The organism is Nocardia concava NBRC 100430 (assembly GCF_000308815.1).
In the GTDB taxonomy this organism is placed as follows: domain Bacteria; phylum Actinomycetota; class Actinomycetes; order Mycobacteriales; family Mycobacteriaceae; genus Nocardia; species Nocardia concava.
In genome coordinates this window covers 33,297-50,614 of sequence record NZ_BAFX01000133.1, presented here as the reverse complement: position 1 = coordinate 50,614, position 17,318 = coordinate 33,297, and the positions used below count along the sequence as shown (strand labels likewise).

General features: G+C 68.5%; 13 protein-coding genes. 9 read left to right on the top strand and 4 right to left on the bottom strand.

Going from position 1 to position 17,318, the window contains the following annotated elements; genetic code table 11:
• Nucleotides 1–60: 60 nt before the first annotated feature.
• Both ON43_RS31030 and ON43_RS31025 read left to right on the top strand, forming a co-directional pair.
• Entirely contained in the window at nucleotides 61–6,102 is a 6,042-nt protein-coding gene (locus tag ON43_RS31030) for a non-ribosomal peptide synthetase (protein ID WP_051179478.1), read from the top strand.
• Between the two features lie 46 nt (nucleotides 6,103–6,148).
• Nucleotides 6,149–7,171: an LLM class flavin-dependent oxidoreductase gene (locus ON43_RS31025; protein WP_040813223.1), complete on the top strand. Its 1,023-nt coding sequence runs from the start codon at nucleotides 6,149–6,151 to the stop codon at nucleotides 7,169–7,171.
• A gap of 330 nt (nucleotides 7,172–7,501) precedes the next feature.
• Here the strand turns inward: ON43_RS31025 and ON43_RS31020 are convergent, their stop codons facing one another.
• Nucleotides 7,502–8,542 (bottom strand): oxygenase MpaB family protein, encoded by a 1,041-nt coding sequence (locus tag ON43_RS31020; protein ID WP_063712661.1) that lies wholly within the window; start codon nucleotides 8,540–8,542, stop codon nucleotides 7,502–7,504.
• A gap of 127 nt (nucleotides 8,543–8,669) precedes the next feature.
• Between ON43_RS31020 and ON43_RS31015 the strand changes: the two genes are divergently transcribed.
• From ON43_RS31015 to ON43_RS30990, 6 genes are all read left to right on the top strand, one after another.
• The gene (locus ON43_RS31015) at nucleotides 8,670–9,668 is read left to right on the top strand and encodes an alpha/beta hydrolase fold domain-containing protein (RefSeq protein WP_040813222.1); all 999 of its coding nucleotides are present in this window, start codon (nucleotides 8,670–8,672) and stop codon (nucleotides 9,666–9,668) included.
• 1 nt (nucleotide 9,669) lies between these two features.
• Entirely contained in the window at nucleotides 9,670–10,569 is a 900-nt protein-coding gene (locus tag ON43_RS31010; RefSeq protein WP_051179476.1) for an SDR family NAD(P)-dependent oxidoreductase, read from the top strand.
• Between the two features lies 1 nt (nucleotide 10,570).
• Nucleotides 10,571–11,491, top strand: coding sequence for a ferritin family protein (locus ON43_RS31005; protein WP_040813221.1), 921 nt, complete (start codon nucleotides 10,571–10,573; stop codon nucleotides 11,489–11,491).
• On the top strand, nucleotides 11,488–12,951 hold the full coding sequence (locus ON43_RS31000) for a flavin-containing monooxygenase (protein ID WP_083913855.1): 1,464 nt from the start codon (nucleotides 11,488–11,490) through the stop codon (nucleotides 12,949–12,951). The genes ON43_RS31005 and ON43_RS31000 overlap by 4 nt, the downstream gene beginning before the upstream one ends.
• A 65-nt stretch (nucleotides 12,952–13,016) precedes the next feature.
• Complete coding sequence (locus tag ON43_RS30995; protein WP_040813220.1) at nucleotides 13,017–13,781, top strand: MerR family transcriptional regulator; 765 nt, start codon at nucleotides 13,017–13,019, stop codon at nucleotides 13,779–13,781.
• Between the two features lie 246 nt (nucleotides 13,782–14,027).
• Entirely contained in the window at nucleotides 14,028–15,056 is a 1,029-nt protein-coding gene (locus tag ON43_RS30990) for a ketopantoate reductase family protein (RefSeq protein ID WP_040813219.1), read from the top strand.
• Here the strand turns inward: ON43_RS30990 and rplL are convergent.
• From rplL to ON43_RS30975, 3 genes are read right to left on the bottom strand one after another with little or no spacing between them, the layout of a single operon-like run.
• The gene (gene rplL, locus ON43_RS30985) at nucleotides 15,048–15,431 is read right to left on the bottom strand and encodes a 50S ribosomal protein L7/L12 (protein ID WP_040813218.1); all 384 of its coding nucleotides are present in this window, start codon (nucleotides 15,429–15,431) and stop codon (nucleotides 15,048–15,050) included. The two genes, ON43_RS30990 and rplL, sit on opposite strands and share 9 nt — an antisense overlap.
• Before the next feature lie 41 nt (nucleotides 15,432–15,472).
• Nucleotides 15,473–15,862, bottom strand: a complete 390-nt coding sequence (locus ON43_RS30980; protein WP_040813217.1) for an acyl-CoA thioesterase — start codon at nucleotides 15,860–15,862, stop codon at nucleotides 15,473–15,475.
• Nucleotides 15,862–16,245, bottom strand: coding sequence for an acyl-CoA thioesterase (locus ON43_RS30975; RefSeq protein ID WP_040813216.1), 384 nt, complete (start codon nucleotides 16,243–16,245; stop codon nucleotides 15,862–15,864). Before ON43_RS30975 ends, ON43_RS30980 begins: the two co-directional genes overlap by 1 nt.
• 114 nt (nucleotides 16,246–16,359) lie before the next feature.
• Between ON43_RS30975 and ON43_RS30970 the strand changes: the two genes are divergently transcribed.
• Nucleotides 16,360–17,316: a GlxA family transcriptional regulator gene (locus ON43_RS30970; RefSeq protein ID WP_040813215.1), complete on the top strand. Its 957-nt coding sequence runs from the start codon at nucleotides 16,360–16,362 to the stop codon at nucleotides 17,314–17,316.
• The last annotated feature ends 2 nt before the right edge of the window (nucleotides 17,317–17,318 follow it).

Genomic DNA, 17,318 nt, shown 5'->3' with positions numbered 1-17,318 from the left:
GACCGGGTAATCGTTTCGCTCGTGTGAGGAACGTGAATCGAGGCCGAAGATAGGAAACCGGTGACCGCCGAAGTTTCTGCGGCACGCCGGGTACGACAGCCGCGCGGCCGCACGAGAACAGCGACCCTGCCGCGACTGCTGACCGCGGCGGCGGAGTGCAATCCCACCGGAATCGCCCTGCGTTCCGGTGCGCGGGCCGTGACCTACGCCGAACTCGACGAGCGCTCCACCCGCCTGGCCCGGGTCCTCATCGGTCGTGGTCTCGGACCTGGTGACCGGGTGGTGCTGGCGTTGCCGCGCTCGATCGAGGCCGTGGTCGCGGTCTGGGCGGTCGCCAAATCCGGTGCGGCATTCGTGCCCGTCGACCCGCGCTACCCGGCGGACCGGGTCGCCTACATGCTGGCCGACGCCGGCGCGGTCTGCGGTCTGACCCTCGCCGCCACCCGTGAGGGCCTGGGTGACGTCCTCGACTGGCTCGAACTCGATGCCCCCGACTGCGCCGAGGCGATGGCCGACGCCTCACCCGAACCCGTGCACTTCACCGAGCGCACCCGTCGCCTGTACGGCGAGGACATCGCGTACGTGATCTACACCTCCGGCTCGACCGGCCGCCCCAAGGGTGTCGCGGTCACCCACACCGGTCTGGCCGGGCTCTGCCGCGAACAGACCCGCCGCTTCGGCATCACCGCGGACGCCCGCACCCTGCACTTCGCGTCCCCGAGCTTCGACGCGGCCGTGCTCGAACTGCTGCTGGCCGTCGGGTCGGCCGCCACCATGGTCATCGCCCCCGCCGACTGCTACGGCGGCGGCGAACTCACCGAGCTGCTGCGCGCCGAGCGGGTGACGCACGCCTTCATCACCCCGGCCGCGCTGGCGGGTCTGGACACCGCGGATCTGCCCGACCTCCGGGTGGTGGTCGCGGGCGGTGAGGAGTGCCCGCCCGATCTTGTTGCCCGATGGTCGCCGGGACGCTCCTTCTTCAATCTCTACGGACCCACGGAAACGACTGTCGCCGCGACCATCAGCCACGCGCTGACGCCCGCCGAGACCGTCACCATCGGCGGACCCATCCCCGGGGTGGCGGCAATGGTGCTCGATGCCCGGCTGCGCCCGGTGTCCATGTCGGTGGCCGGTGAGCTGTATCTGGCCGGTCCGGGACTGGCGCGCGGCTATCACGGGCAGGCCGGGCTGACCGCCGCGCGGTTCATCGCGCACCCGAATGGCAAGGGGGAGCGCGTCTATCGCACCGGTGACGTGGTGCGATGGATCTGGGGCGGGGACAGTGTGCCCGTCCTGCAGTACCTGGCCCGCAGCGACACCCAGGTACAGATCCGGGGATTCCGGGTGGAGCTCGGCGAGATCGACGCGGTGCTGGCCGCGCACGAATCCGTGTCCTTCGCAACGACTGTCGTGCATCGACTACCCAGCGGTGTCGATGCCCCGGTCTCCTATGTGCTGCCCGCGCCCGGTGCCGTCATCGATACCGCCGCCCTGATCGAGCATGCGCGCCAGCAACTTCCGCGCCATGCGGTGCCGGCCGCCATCACGGTGCTCGACCGCATTCCCATGACGCCGGTCGGCAAGCTGGATCGGGCCGCATTGCCCGCCTCGGAATTCGGTCCGCGCCGGTACCGGCCGCCCGCGACCGCCACCGAGCGGACGGTGGCCGCCGCCTTCACCGAACTCCTCACCGGCCGCGTCGGCCGCGACGACGACTTCTTCGAGATCGGCGGAAACTCGCTGCTGGCAACGCGTTTGGCGGGCCGCCTCCGGGTCGCGCTCGACCTGCGGGTGCCCGCGCTGCTGGTGTTCGAGCACCCCACGGTGGCCGCGCTCGCCGCCGCCGTGGACCAGCTCGCGGCCACGACGGATTCGATGCGCCGGCTACCGCTGGTCGCGCGGCCCGAGCGCGGGGAACGGCCGCCGCTCGCACCGGCCCAGCAGCGCATGTGGTTCCTGGCCCGCCTGGACCCGCGGTCGGCGGCCTACAACATTCCGTTCGCGCTGCGGCTGACCGGCGAATTGGATGTGGCCGCCTTCGGTCTCGCCGTGCGCGATCTCCTCGAACGGCACGAGATCCTGCGCACGGTCTATCCCGAGCATGAGGGCGGTGGCTACCAGGACATCCGGCCTGTCGCCGAGGTGTCACTGGACCTGACACCGATGGAACTGGCGGAGGAAGGGCTGCGTTCGGAGCTGATCGCTCTGGCGGGCAAGGGATTCGAGGTGACCGCCGAGATCCCGCTGCGGATCCGGCTGTACCGCATCGCCGAGGGCGACTTCGTACTCGGTGTCGTGATCCACCACCTGGCCGCGGACGGTTTCTCCATGATGCCGCTGACCCGCGACCTCATGATCGCCTATCGCGCCCGGACGCGGGGGACGGCACCCGACTGGACGCCGCTGCCGGTGCAATACGCCGACTACGCCCTGTGGCAGCATGAATTGATCGGCGCGACAAACGATTCCGAATCTCTGGTGTCGACACAGCTGCGGTATTGGCGTGCGGCGCTGGCCGGTCTGCCGTCGCTGCTGGAACTCCATACGGACCGCCCACGCCCGCCGGTGGCCTCGCATCGCGGTGCCGCCCGGCATTTCCAGGTGGACGCCGACGTGCACCGGGCGCTCGAGGAACTGGCTCGCGCACAGGGCGTCTCGCTGTTCATGGTGGTGCACGCGGCGCTGGCCGTCCTGCTGGCCCGGCTCGCGGCGACCGACGACATCGCCGTCGGCGCACCCGTGGCCGGTCGCGGCGAGCCCGAACTCGATGATCTCGTCGGCATGTTCGTCAACACCCTCGTTCTGCGCACCCGCGTCGACACCGCGGAGAGCGTCACCGGGCTGCTGAGCCGAGTCCGGGAAACCGATCTCGGAGCCTTCGCCCACGCCGAGCTGCCCTTCGAACGGCTGGTGGCCGACCTCGACCCGCTCCGAACCCAGGCCCATCACCCGCTGTTCCAGGTCGCGCTGTCCTTCCAGGATTTCGGCGAACGGCAGTTCCGACTACCCGACCTGACCGTGTCGGCGATCGACCTGGGTGAATCCGTCTCGCCCATGGATCTGCAATTGACCGTCGTCCCGCGTACCGACGCGGAAGAGCCCGCGGGACTGAACTGTTCGTGGCGGTATGCCACCGACCTGTTCGACGAGGCGACGATCGAGACCTTCGGACGGCGATTGGGTGCGCTGCTGGCCGCCGTCGCCGGAGATCCGGCGCGTCCGGTCGGCGATCTACCCCTCACGGGTGCGGCCGAGCTGGCGGAATTCCCGACCAGCGGGCCGAATCAGGCCGTGCCGCAACGTTTCCTCTTCGACGCCTTCCGTGACCAGGTGCGGCGAAACCCGGACGCGACAGCGGTCACCGGCGAGGGATCGTCCCTGACCTACCGGGAGCTCTCGGATCGATCGAATCGACTGGCGCGCAAGCTGATCAGCATGGGTGTCGCGCCCGGCACTATGGTCGGCCTCACCCTCCCGCCCGGCCCCGATCTGGCGATCGGTCTCTACGCCATCGTGCAGGCCGGTGGCGCGTACGTGCCGATCGATCCCGGCCTGCCCGCCGACCGCGTAGCGGATCTGATGGACACCGCCGAACCGGTCTGCGTGGTCACCGCAGAACTGGTGAATTCCGATGAGCTGCACGCATTCTCGCCGGATCCGATAGAGGATGGCGACCGTCTCCGCCCGCTTCGCGACCAGGATCTCGCCTACGTGATCTTCACGTCCGGTTCCACCGGGCGCCCCAAGGCCGTCGGCATCCCGCACGCGGCCATCGCCAATCACATCGCCTTCCTCACCGCCGAATACGAACTGACCGAGCGCGATACCTATCTCCAGCTGGTGCCCACCAGCTTCGACGCCTCCCTCATCGGCTACACCATCCCGCTCGCCGTGGGCGGACACCTGGTGATCCCCACGTCCGCCGGACGCACCGACCCGGACTACCTGGCCGATGCCATCGCCCGCCACCGGGTGACCTGCTTCCTCGCGGTGCCGTCCCTGCTGCGCGCACTCCTGGAACACGCTCCGGCCCAGGCCCTCTCCGCACTGCGAGTCGTATGGGTCGGCGGCGAGGCGCTGCCGTCCGAGCTGATCGCGCGCTTCACCGCCGCGAGCCCGGCCCGCCTGCACAACCTGTACGGACCCACCGAGGCGACCATCTCCGTCACCGGCACCGAGGTCACCGACCTCGGCGACAATCCGGTGTCCATCGGTGCGCCGCACGGGAATTCCCGCGCCTACGTCCTCGATGCCCGCCTGCACCCGGTGCCGCCCGGCACACCCGGTGAGCTGTACGTCGCGGGCGCGCAACTGGCCCGCGGCTACCTGGGTCAACCCGCCCGCACGGCGGACCGCTTCCTCGCCGACCCCTTCGGCCCGGCCGGTGCGCGCATGTACCGCACCGGCGATCTGGTGCGGCGGCTGCGCGACGGGGGATTGGAATACCTGGGCCGCACCGACTTCCAGCTCAAGCTGCGCGGCCAGCGCATCGAACCCGGTGAGGTGGAGGCCGCGCTGCGCGCTCATCCGGCCGTCGCGGAAGCGGTCGTCGAGGTTCGGCGCGAGCGCCTGGTCGGCTATGTGCGTGCGGTCGCGGGCGCCGCTCCGGATCTCACCGAAATCCTCGACACGGCCCGAAAGCGCCTGCCGAGCTACATGGTTCCCGGTCACCTGACGCTGCTCGACACCTTCCCGCTGGGCTCGACGGGCAAGCTCGACCGCGCCGCACTGCCCGATCCCGAACTCCCGGTGCGTGAATACCACGCCCCGGCGACTCCGGACGAACAGATCATCGCCGACGTCTTCGGCTCGGAACTCGGCATCGACCGGATCGGCCGCGAGGACGACTTCTTCGCGCTGGGCGGAAACTCCCTGTCCGCCATCCGGGTTCGAGCCGCCCTGGCGGACCGCCTCGCCATCGAGGTGCCGTTGCGTCATCTGTTCGACCACTCCCAGGTGGCGGACCTGGCCGCCGCGCTCCGGTCGGAGTCGACCACCGCGAGCGCGGGACCCGGCCCGCTGGCCGATGCGGTCCTGGACCCGGAGATCACTGCCGCCGGACGCGCACGGCGCACGGGCCGAACCACCGCCGTACTCCTCACCGGCGCAACGGGTTTCCTCGGCATCTTCCTCCTGCGCGAACTGCTCGAGCGCACCTCCGCCACTGTCTACTGCCTGACCCGGGCCGCCGACGAATCCGCCGCCCGGCAGCGCATTGCCGACACCGCCACCCGGTACCGCCTCGACCTCGCCGAGTACGACAACCGAATCGTCCCCGTCCCAGGCGATCTCGCCCGTCCCGCCCTCGGCCTCACCCCCGAGCGCTTCGCCGAGCTCGCCGAGCGCATCGACGCGATCTACCACAACGGCGCGCAGGTCAACCATCTCGAGCCCTACGCCCGCATGCGCGCCGCGAATGTCACCGGCACCGGGGAAGTCCTGCGCCTGGCCACCACCGGCCCCCTCACCCCGATCCACTACATCTCGACCGCCTCGGTCCCCGACGGCCCGCCGCTGGACCACCTGCCCGGCTACGTCCTCACGAAATGGGTTGGCGAACAACTGGTCCGGTCCGCCGCCGACCGCGGCGTCCCCGTCCGCATCCACCGCCCCGGCCTGATCACCGGCGACTCCGTTACGGGCGCGGCCGGCACCGACGACGCCTGGTGGACCATGCTGCGCGCCATGCTGGTCCTGGGCCTGGCCCCCGACCTCCCCGACGGCGAGGTCGCCATGCTGCCCGTCGACCAGGTGGCCGCGGCCGTGGTCGGCGGCACCGGCCACTCCGGTTCACGCGCCCTGCTGCCCCGCCGGACGGTCTCCCTGAAATCCATCCGGGACGAGATCCTGCGCCGCAGCTACCGCCTCGACCTTGCCGACCCGCAGGACTTCGCCGCGGCCCTGCTGCGCGCGGCCGAACGGCCCGGAGCCGACGACCTGCTGATCCGCGCGGCCGCGCTCAGCATCAACTATTCCGCCGAGGTGACCGGCGTGACCCCCGGTGACCCCGAATCCGCCTGTCCCGGAGTCGATTGCGCGATTCTCGCCCGCTATATCGACTACTACATCGACATCGGCTTCCTGCCCGCCCCTGTGACCTGAATCGCCCGCCCGGAATCAAACCCCGGCACCGGCGTTGGCATTGTGCATGACTCCGGCATTGCAGGCGATTCCCTTCTCGATCCTGGACCGCTCCCGGGTCCGTCAGGGCCAGCCGCACCCGGAGGCGCTGCGCGAGACCGTCGAATTCGCCCGCCTGGCCGAGGAGTGGGGCTATCACCGCTTCTGGGTCTCCGAGCACCACAGCGTGCCCGGCGTCGCCGGCTCCGCCCCGACCGTGCTGGCCGCCGCCATCGCGGCCGGCACCTCTCGCATCCGGGTCGGCACCGGCGGCGTCATGCTGCCCAATCATCAGCCGCTGGTCGTGGCCGAACAGTTCGGCGTCCTGGAATCGCTGTACCCGGGCCGCATCGATATGGGCCTGGGCCGCTCGGTCGGCTTCACCGGCGGCGTGCGCCGCGCCCTCGGCCACGACAAGCGCGACGCCGAGGACTTCGACGCCCAATTGACCGAGCTGCTGGACTATTTCACCGACGGACGGCAGGGCGTCCACGCCTGGCCCGCCGAGGGATTGCGCGTGCCCGCGTTCCTGCTCGCCATCGGCTCGGGCGCGGAACGTGCCGCGCGGTTCGGCCTGCCGCTGGTCATCGCGGCCGCTGCGGGGGAGGACGCCATGGTCGAGTCGATCGAGCGGTACCGCGCCGAGTTCCGTCCGGGTCCCGGCGGGGAGACTCCCTATGTCGTCGTATCGGGTTCGGTGGTCATCGCCGACACCGCCGAGCTGGCCCATCGGCTGCTGCTCCCCGAGGCCTGGTCGTCCGCCTGGTCCCGCACCCGCGGCGAATTCCCGCCCCTGCTCCCGCCCGAGGTGATCGAGCGTGAACCGATGACCGACCGTCAGCGCGAGCTGTTCACCGACGCCCTGCGCGGTCATATCCACGGCACCGAGGCCGAGGTCCGCACCGAACTCGACCGCCTCGTCCGCCGCACCGACGCTGACGAATTCCTGGTCCACACCAGCACCTACGACCGCGCCGCCCGCCTCGAATCCCACCGCCGCCTGGCCGCCGCGGTGGGTCTGCGCGCCTCGCTCACAAGCGCATCAAGGTGAACGGAAAGTGAACAGAATTTGACTGGTCGGTCGATTCTGGGTAATAATGGCCGATCTGCGCCGCTCGACCGCGGCGCTTGTAATCGGTGTCATGGCGATGCGAGGAGGTGAGGGACGAATGAACCACGGCGACTGTCCGTGTCCGAGACCGATTCACGACCTCTCATTTTCCCCGGACCACCGTTGCGGAGCAGCTGTTCTGTAGCACGGTGAGCCGGCCCGACCACTGAAGGAGGGCTGTCATGGCTTTCATCAACTTCTCCCGTAATCCACTCACCGTTCTGTCGGTGCTCGGCGATGCGCCGCGGCGCTCCCGGGCCCAGGCCGACCCTATTCCGCGGGCCGATGCAACCCGGCGTACAGCTCGGCCGGGGTCTTCACGTTCCATCGGCTGAACGCCTCCGCCGGCGTGAGGGTGCGATTCTCCCGCGCCGGCACCCCGCGCAGGAACGGCGCGGCGATTGGGGCCGTCGACGGCGAAAGCCAAGCGAGCAAGGTCAATTGGAGTCGTCCGCTCTTGGAGAGGATCCAGAAGACCGGTTTGGCCAGTAGCCGCACCGCCAGATCCGACAGCCGGGACTGACGGATGGCGGCCAGGTCCCGCTGCCAGTGCGGCAGCGTCGCGATGGTGGCCATGCGCAGGAACTTGTTGGCCACCCAGGCGAACGGGCCCAGCTTGCCCAGCAGCGGCGGATACATGACCCGCGCATTGAGCAGGTGATCCATCATCTGCTGGGTGACCTCGCTGGCCGCCAATCGCGGCCGGATGTCCTCGAAGTAGGCGCGAATGCCCTCGCGGGTGCGCGGCACCTTGGCCGGATCGCAGGTCTGCAGTTCCGCCGCGATCGCGCACTCGTTCCAGAACTGGTGTTCCTCGGCGTCGGAGAGCGGGCCGGGCCCGAACTGCTCGTAGACGTAGAGGATCGAATGCCACGCGGTGAGATGGATCCACAGCTGTGAGTCGGGATCGTTGGCGTCGTAGGTCAAGCCCGACACCGGCTCGGTGCCCACGCCGGTCTTGGCATGGATCTTCATGAGCACTGCCGACGCCTTGGTCGCGGTCTCGGTGTCGCCGAACAGCACCGTCGAGAAGTAGGCGAGGGTGTGGTCGTAGCGAGTTCTGGCCTGGCTGTACACCTTTCCGGTGTGCTGGACCGAGGCGACCAGGAACGGATCCAGCTCCTCGATCACCACCGCCCGCTGGAATCCCACCGACAACCCGGTCGGATATCCCCAGACCTTCCAGGTCACCGATCCCGGCCCGAAGAATCCGTTGTCCGCGGCGGGTTCCACCGGAGCCCGCAACCAGGCCAGCGGTTTCGTCCGCGCACTCCCCGGCTCACCACCCGTCGACACCCAATCGACCGTCATGGCCCGAAAAATACCAGGTCATGACCCATTCCATGTGACCCGGCTCACCCGATTCGGAATGAAGCCTTTCTAGGTTGTTACAACTGTGCCATTGACAACTGGCACATTCGCTGGCGATGCTGGGGGCATGAAGACAAGGTCAATGGCGACCTTCCCGTCCGAGTCGGTTCCCACCCGGGCCGCGGCGCGCACGCGAATCGCGGCCGCGGCGTCGGTGGTGGGATTGCGGCAGGTCAATGGGTTGTTGCCGAACAATCGGATCGGGATCGAGGCCGGTCGCGGGCTCATCGCCGGAATCATGGCGGCCTTCGGGCCGACACTGCCGGGGACCTCGGTCATGCCGGTGCGATCGGGCGGGGTGCGCGGCGAATGGGTGCGCGCGGCCGGGGTGCGGCACGGCGATCGGGCCATCTACTACCTGCACGGCAGCGGGTACGTGGTGTGCTCGGCGCGCACGCATCGGGGACTGGCCTCGCGGCTGTCGAAGGCGACCGGGCTGCCGGTCTTCGTGGTCGACTACCGGCTCGCACCCGAGCATCCGTTCCCGGCGGCCGCCGAGGATGCGGCCGCGGGATACCGGTGGCTGCTCGAACACGGTTACCGGGCAAAGGATCTGGTGATCGGCGGGGATTCGGCGGGATGCCATCTGACGCTGGATCTGTTGCTGCAGAACGCGATCAACGGGGTGACGCAGCCCGCCGGGGCGTTCATGTTCTCGCCGCTCATGGATCCCACGCTGACGCTGGCCGAGCGGCGCGACCGCGTCCTGCCGGATCCGATGGCCCCGGCGTGGGTCGGGCGGCGGCTCATCGAGCTGTATACCGCCGCGGAACCCGAGGATTCGCCACGGCTGCGGTTGCGGATTCCGGCGAATGTCACGCTGCCGCCGCTGTTCGTGCAGGCCAGCGCGGGGGAGATGCTCGCCGACGATGCCCGGCATCTGCGGGATATGGCCGCGGCGGCCGGGGTTTCGTGCGAGCTGGAGCTGTGGCCGGGGCGCATCCACGTCTTCCAGGCGTTGCCGCTGCTGGTCCCCGAGGCGGCCGCCGCCCTGCGGCGGACCGCGCGATTCGTGACTTCCACACTGGCGCAGTCGGACTCGCCGGTTCGAGAGCGGGTGAGCTGAAATGTGGCCGATCGATGAACTGGTCTTCGCGTTGGGCGGCAAGCGCCGCTCGCATGCCGCCAAGGCCGTGGTGACCGGTGCGGGCAGCGGGATCGGGCGGGCCTTCGCGCTCGAAATCGCCGCGCGCGGCGGCGAAGTGGTGTGCGCGGATATCGACAAGGACCGCGCCGACGAGACCGTGCGGATGATCGAGCAGCGGTACGGGCGCACGGCGCATGCGATCTTCTGCGATGTGTCCCGGCGTGAGGATGTCGAGAGCCTCGCCCTGCACGCGGAACTGCTGTTCGGCGGTGCGCCGACGCTGGTGATCAATAACGCCGGTGTGGGCATCGGCGGGAAGCCGGTGGGAGACATCGGATTCCAGGACTGGGAATGGGCACTGGGCATCAACCTGTGGGGCGTGGTCTACGGGTGCGAGATCTTCGCGCCGCGACTGCGGGCCGCCGGGCGGGGCGGGATCATCAATGTGGCCTCGGCGGCCGGATTCGCAGCCGCGCCCGGGATGGCCGCCTACAACGTGTCCAAGGCCGCGGTGGTGTCGCTGTCGGAGACCATGGCGGCCGAGCTGGCGGGCAGCGGGGTGGCCGTCACGGCGCTGTGCCCGACCTTCGTGAAGACCAATGTCGTTGCGGACGGGCGGATCACGTCCGGATCCTCGCGGCTGGCGGACGGGCTCATGCGGCTGTCCGGGTTCTCGCCCGAACGCGTGGCCCGCATGACCCTCGACGCACACGACCGGGGCGGGCTGTACGTGCTGCCGCAGCTGGACGCGCGGGTGGTCTGGCATCTCAAGCGGCATTTCCCCGCGCTCTACACCCAAGCCCTCGGCGTCCTGAATCGCGTCCTGCCGCAAGAGGACTCGACGACGCCCGACAAGACCATCCAGAAGACAGGAGTCTGACATGTCCTTCGACTTCGACAACATGCTGACAAAAATCAAGTCCAAGCAGTGGGCGCTGGCCGATATCGACTGGGACGCACCGGGAGCCGAGCTCATCGACCCGGAATTGCACGCCAAGCTGAAGCCGTTCATGGCCGATCTCATGTGGATCGAGAACGTCGGCGCGCGCGGGTTCGCGGCCATGGCCAAGAAGGCCCCGACCCAGACGCTGGCCGAGATCTACCGCTACTTCCACGCCGAGGAGCAGCGGCACGCCAATGCCGAACTGGCGCTCATGCGCCGCTGGGGCATGCTCGACGGGGACGAGATCCCCGAGCCCAATATCAATGTCAAGCTGGTGATCGACTTCCTGGACAAGTACTCCGACGGCATGTCGCTGTCGTTCCTGGGCACGGTCATCCCCATGCTCGAGGTGGCGCTGGACGGCGCGCTGATCAAGTTCATCACCGACGAGGTGCCCGATCCGGTCGCGCAGGAGGTCTTCAAGAAGATCAACAATGACGAATCCCGGCATCTGGCCACCGATTACGCGGTCATGGAGCTGCTCGGGCATTCGAGCGTGCGCAAGCTCGCCATCGATCTGGTCGGCGGGTGGGTCAAGCCGTCGCTCATGATCGGGGTGCTCAGCTATGTGCCGCTGCTGAACAAGATGCGCGACAACATTGTCGAGATGGGCGTGAACGAGGAGAAGCTCTACTCGGCCATGGCGAGGTTCAAGCAGGTCGGGGAGCGCGCGCCGATCGCCAACCGGGTGCCCATGTACCGGATCGTGAAGATGCACGCGGGGTGGGTCATCAACCGCGAGCATCCGTATCACCTGTTCGCGGACGCCATGGTCAAGCTGACCGGGGCGATTCCGGACCGGCTGCTGCCGTCGCAGCCGAGCTGGTCCAAGGAACTCACCTACGAGCCGGTCGCATGAGCGCCGGGAGCAAGCCACTGGACGTGGCGATCATCGGAGCCGGATTCGCGGGAATCGGCGCGGCCATTCGACTGCGGCAGAAGGGGATCGGCGACTTCGCGATCTTCGAGCGCGGGGATCGGGTGGGCGGCACCTGGCGGGACAACACCTATCCCGGTGCGGCATGCGATATTCCGTCGCGGCTGTACTCCTACAGTTTCGCGCCGAATCCGAACTGGTCCCAGACCTATTCCGGCAGTGGGGAAATCCTCGGCTACATCGACTCCATGGTGGAGGAGTTCGGGATCCGGCCGTATATCCGGTTCGGGCACAACGTCACCGGGATCGTGTACGACGAAGAGGCCGCGCTCTGGGTTCTGTCGTTCACCGATGGACGGCGAAAGGTTCGGGCGCGCAACGTCGTTCTGGCCTCCGGGCCGCTGGCCAATGCCGGGTTCCCGAATATCGACGGGATCGACGACTACGAGGGGCACAAGATCCACAGTGCCCGCTGGGATCACGACTACGACTTCACCGGCAAGAAGGTGGCGGTGGTCGGCACCGGAGCCAGTGCGGTGCAGATCATTCCGGAGCTGGTGAAGCAGGCCGCGTCGGTGAAGGTCTTCCAGCGGACGCCGGGCTGGGTGCTGCCGCGGGTGAACCGGCGCACCAACGGGCTCACCAAGCAGGTGTACCGGCAGCTGCCGGTGACGCAGTCGCTGGCGCGGGAAGCCTGGTTCTGGGGTCATGAGTCGGTGGCGCTGGGTGTGGTGTGGAATACGCCGCTGACGCGAGTGGTGGAATCGGTGGCGCTGCTGCACTTGCGGTCCCAGGTGCGCGATCCGTGGCTGCGGCGGCAGCTCACCCCGGATTTCCGGGCGGGCTGCAAGCGGCTGCTGATGAGCAGCGAGTACTACCCGGCGCTGCAGCGCGAGAACTGCAAGCTCATCACCTGGCCCATCGCGGGGATCTCGCCGCGGGGGATCCGCACCGCGGAGGGGATCGAGCATCAGGTCGACTGCATCGTCTTCGCCACCGGGTTCGAGGTGTCCAAGCAGGGCACGCCGATTCCGGTGACCGGCCGGGACGGGCGGGTGCTCGCCGACGAATGGCGCGGTGGCGCTTACGCGTTCAAGAGCGTGACGGTGGCCGGGTATCCCAACCTGTTCCTCACCTTCGGCCCGAACTCCGGACCGGGCCACAATTCGGCGCTGGTGTACATGGAGGCCCAGATCGAGTACCTCACCGATGCCATCAAGATCGCCCTGGATCGTGGCGTCGCGCTGGAGCCCCGGCAGGATCGCCAGGACCGCTACAACCGCCGCCTGCAGCGCCGGTTGACCTCCACCACCTGGAACTCCGGCTGCCGCAGCTGGTACCTGACCGAGGACGGCTTCAACGCCACCATGTACCCCGGTTTCGGCACCCAGTACGCCCGGCAGCTGGCCACGGTGCGCTTGGACGACTTCCACCTGCGCTAATGTCGTGACCGGCGGTGATTGATTCCATGCTCGGGTGGCCGGCGGAAAGGGTGGGTGCGACACGGATGGCGGAGTACCGCATCGACGATCTCGCCCAGGCCGCCGGCACCACCACCCGCAATGTGCGGGCGTACCAGGAGAAGGGCCTGCTCCCCACGCCGACCCGGCGCAGCGGGCGGGCCCTCATCTACGACGAGACGCACCTGGCGCGCCTGCGGATCATCGACGCGCTGCTGCAGCGCGGCTTCACCATCGCGCACATCGCCGACTTCATCACCAGCTGGGAAACCGGCAAGGACCTCACCGAAATCCTCGGCCTGCAGAGCGCCGTCACCGCCACCTGGGGCAAACCCGAAGAGCCGGTGGAGATTCCACGCGAACTCATCGACACCTTCTTCGGCGAGGGCGAGGACCACCAGGTCGACAGCACCCAACTGGCCCGCCTCGAGGAACTCGGCTTGGTCCGCCTGCACGGCGACACCGCCGAACTCACGCGCCCCGACCTGGTCGAAACCTTCGCCGCCCTCAACAATTACGGCTTCCGCCTCCCGGAACTGATCGACCTCTACTCCGGCGTCGTCACCCGCCTCGAGGACATAGCCCGCCTCATGGTGGTAGCGGCCAAGGACCGCATAGTCGACGACCACGGCCCCGGCTGGCTCCCCGACACCGACCCTGAGATCGCCGCCACCACCGAAATGCTCAACCACATGCGCGATCTCGGCCTCCGCTCGGTCCGCGACAGCCTCGACCAAGCCCTCGACAAGGTCCTCCGAGCCGAACTGAGCGCTTACCTGGAAACCGCCGCGCGCCAACGAGCCCAGGACTGAGCGCCGGCGCGCGGGCACCGAGCGTGACCGCACACCGGCTGCCCGCCTGGTCGAAACTTCCCCTCGTCATTCCGGGATGACTGGGTAGACCAAAGCACGCCGGGAAGACGGCGTAGGGTCCGCCGAGGTGCTCAGGCCGTGAGCGGTGGACCCCTGCCAAGGCCGGTTCTATGATCGATTTCAACATTCCGTTGATCGGATGGCCGGTTTCGGAGTGCGGAAGTCGATGTGCGAGGGGGTCATTCGATGAATGTCACGGTTATCGGCGGGGGCGCGATGGGTCTGTATTTCGCCGCCATGTTGAGGCGGGCGGGGCACGGGGTCACCGTAGTCGGGCGCGCGGATACGGTCGCGGCCGCGGCCGATCCCCTGATTCTCGACCATGGGGGAGTGGAGATTTCGGTGCCCGGGGTGCGCGCGGTGACAGCGATCCCGGCCGATGCCGAGCCGGCCGATCTGATCGTGGTGACGGTGAAGGCATGGCAGGTGGTCGAGGTGGCGCCGATGCTGCGGTCCATCGTCGGGCCGCGCACCGCGGTGCTGCCGGTGCAGAACGGGGTCGAGGCCGGTGCCGACCTGGCCGAGGTGCTGGGTGCGCGACACGTTCTCGGCTGCACCTGTGTGGTGATCGCACAGCGCGTCGGCCCGTGGCACGTGCGGTGCCTGGGCGCGCACGCCACCGTGGAAATCGGAGCGTTGGTGCGGGATTCGGAGGCGGACGGTCATCGCTCTGTGCCCGGGACGCGGCCACGGTCCGCCGCCGCCCTCGCGCCGGATCTGGTCGACAGCGTCGCCGCGATGCTGTCGGAGGCCGGGATCGGAGTCATGCGATCGGCGGATATCCAAGCCACGCTGTGGCGCAAGCTGATGCTCATCGCCTCGTACGGCGGCGTGGGCGCGCTGGCACGACAGCCGGTCGGCGTCACCCGCGCCCAACCGGAAACGGTCGAACTGATCCGCGCGGGCATGCGTGAGGTGGTGGCCGTGGCGCAGGCGCACGGCATCGCGCTCGGTGAGTCCGACATCGATCAGATAATTGGCGTGTATCTCGGATTCAGTTCCGACACAACGTCTTCCATGCAACGTGACCTCGCCGCCGGTCGGCCCTCCGAACTGGAGTACCAGAACGGCGCGGTGGTGCGGTTCGGGCGGGCGGCGGGAGTGCCGACACCGGTGCACGACACCATCTACGCCGCACTGCTGCCGGGCGAATCGCTGGCCCGGCAGCAGCAGGCGTCGAACGGTCAGGGCCGCGGCGCGGGAGGGTCAGCGTAGAGCTGCTTTGGCTCCGGCGGCCTCGAGTTTGATGCGGGCGGCTTCGGCGGCGTCCTTGTCGACCTTTTCCAGGACTGCCTTCGGGGCGGCCTCGACGAGGTCCTTGGCTTCCTTCAGGCCGAGGCCGGGGATGATCTCCCGCATGGCCTTGATGACCTGAATCTTCTTGTCTCCGAAGGATTCCAGTATCAGATCGAACTCGCTCTGCTCGTCGGCCGTCTCGACCGGGGCGGCATCGGTCACCGTCTGGACGGCGACCGGCGCCGCGGCGGTGACACCGAACTCTTCCTCGAACGCCTTGAGGAACTCCGAAAGCTCCAGCAGCGTCATCTCTTTGAACACGTCGAGCAACTCGACAATGGTCATCTTGGCCATGATGTACCCCTTGCAACGCTGACCAGGCGATGCCAGCAATTCTACGTGCGCGGGGCCGCCAAGGTCATCAGATATATCCGTTCGCTATCTGTGAGCGGGCGTGGCGCGCCATCCTCGATGGCGACCAGGGTGGAAGTGGCCGACAGATACAGGTTTTCATGATCACGCACCTCGTGTGCGAGGGTGAACGAGGTGGTGCCGATGCGCTCCACCGCGGAGGTCACGGTGACCGGCGCGGTGCGGTAGATCAGCGGCACCCGGTAGCTCAGCCGCTGACCCGCGACCACCACTCGCCAACGCACTCCGCCGGATTCGTGCCCGTCGAGCAGATCCGCGCGGGCCTCGTCCAGGAACTGGGCGAAAACCACATTGTTCAAATGGTTCTGCGCGTCGATATCGGTGCGGCGCAGCTGGATCTCGTAGGTGTGCATCAGGCTTCCAGATCCTTCAGCAGGACACGCTGGTCCTCGGGTAGCGGGCGCGACTTCTGGGTCTCCTGGTCGAAGGCGACCATGGTGCACACGGCCTGCGAGTAGACCACGTCCTCGTCGCGGATCTCCTGCCGCAGCGCGAACGAGGAGTTGCCGACCTTCGTCACCCAGGTCTCCACCCGCACCGGCTCGGCCCGATAGCGCAGCGGCGTCAGGTAGTCGATATCCATCTGCGCGACCACGTTCGAGCCGCCGAAGCCGCGCGTCCAGAACAGGTCGATCCGGGATTCCTCCAGGTAGCGCAGGTGCGCGGCATTGTGCACATGCCCGTCGGCGTCCATATCGGACCAGCGCAGGGGGCAGAGGAAAAGATGTCGGGCCACGGGGTCTTTCTATCAAGCGCGCGCTTACCGCTACCGTCCGGCCACCTCTCCGATGGCCGAATCTGCAAGAGTCGTGTCATTGACGCCATCCGGCTCGGGCCGCAGGCTGGAGACATGCGGGTGGTGCTGATCGTCGTGTTCGACGGCTTCCAGTTGACGGATCTGGCCGGTCCGGCCGACGTCTTCGCCGGTGCCGCCGCCTTGGGCGCGGATCCGGGGTACCGGGTCGAGGTGGCCGCGGCCACGGCCGGGCCGGTGCGGTCCGCGTGCGGAATCGAGGTGACGGCCACCCACGGGCTCGACTCCTGGGAGGGTCCGGTCGACACGCTGCTGGTGGTCGGTGGTCTGACCGTCTGGACAGCTGCCGAGCAGAACGGCCTCGTGACCGGCATCCAGCGGCTGGCCGTGGACGCGACACGGGTGGGCTCGGTCTGCTCGGGTACCTTCCTGCTCGCGCAGGCCGGACTGCTCGACGGCCGCCGCGCCACCACGCACTGGGCCGGGGGCGAACTGCTGGCCCGCCAGTTCCCGGCCATCACCACCGAACCCGATCGCATCTACGTGCGCGACGGCCACATGTGGACCTCGGCCGGCGTCACCGCGGGCATCGATCTGGCGCTGGCCATCGTGGCCGCCGATCACGGTCCCGAGCTGGCCCGCGAGGTGGCGCGCTGGATGGTGGTGTATCTGCACCGCCCCGGGGGACAGAGTCAGTTCAGCGCTCCGCTGGCCGCCAACCCGCCGAAGCGCAGTTCGCTTCGGGCGCTGCAGGTCTGGATGGAGGAAAACCTGGAATCCGATCTGTCCCTGCCCGCACTGGCGACCCAGGTGGGCATGAGCACCCGGCACTTCTCCCGGGTCTTCGCGAGCGAGACCGGCACCACGCCCGCCCGCTATGTCGAGCAGGTCCGGGTCGCGGCGGCGCGGCGGCTGCTGGAGACCGGTGACCAGCCGATGGATCGGGTCGCCGCCGCCGTCGGCCTCGGCAGCCCCGAGACTCTCTATCGAATCTTCCACCGTCACTTGGGAATACCGCCGGGCGAATATCGCGCACGGTTCACGAAGTTCTGAAA

Bases quoted from the DNA above. Each gene is read 5' to 3' on its own strand.
- ON43_RS30995 (WP_040813220.1), top strand. From the start codon at position 13,017: ATGGCGGAGTACCGCATCGACGATCTCGCCCAGGCCGCCGGCACCACC.
- rplL (WP_040813218.1), bottom strand. From the start codon at position 15,431: ATGGCCAAGATGACCATTGTCGAGTTGCTCGACGTGTTCAAAGAGATG.
- ON43_RS30970 (WP_040813215.1), top strand. From the start codon at position 16,360: ATGCGGGTGGTGCTGATCGTCGTGTTCGACGGCTTCCAGTTGACGGAT.
- ON43_RS30980 (WP_040813217.1), bottom strand. From the start codon at position 15,862: ATGCACACCTACGAGATCCAGCTGCGCCGCACCGATATCGACGCGCAG.
- ON43_RS31010 (WP_051179476.1), top strand. From the start codon at position 9,670: ATGTGGCCGATCGATGAACTGGTCTTCGCGTTGGGCGGCAAGCGCCGC.
- ON43_RS31000 (WP_083913855.1), top strand. From the start codon at position 11,488: ATGAGCGCCGGGAGCAAGCCACTGGACGTGGCGATCATCGGAGCCGGA.
- ON43_RS30990 (WP_040813219.1), top strand. From the start codon at position 14,028: ATGAATGTCACGGTTATCGGCGGGGGCGCGATGGGTCTGTATTTCGCC.
- ON43_RS31025 (WP_040813223.1), top strand. From the start codon at position 6,149: ATGACTCCGGCATTGCAGGCGATTCCCTTCTCGATCCTGGACCGCTCC.
- ON43_RS31020 (WP_063712661.1), bottom strand. From the start codon at position 8,542: ATGACGGTCGATTGGGTGTCGACGGGTGGTGAGCCGGGGAGTGCGCGG.
- ON43_RS31005 (WP_040813221.1), top strand. From the start codon at position 10,571: ATGTCCTTCGACTTCGACAACATGCTGACAAAAATCAAGTCCAAGCAG.
- ON43_RS31015 (WP_040813222.1), top strand. From the start codon at position 8,670: ATGAAGACAAGGTCAATGGCGACCTTCCCGTCCGAGTCGGTTCCCACC.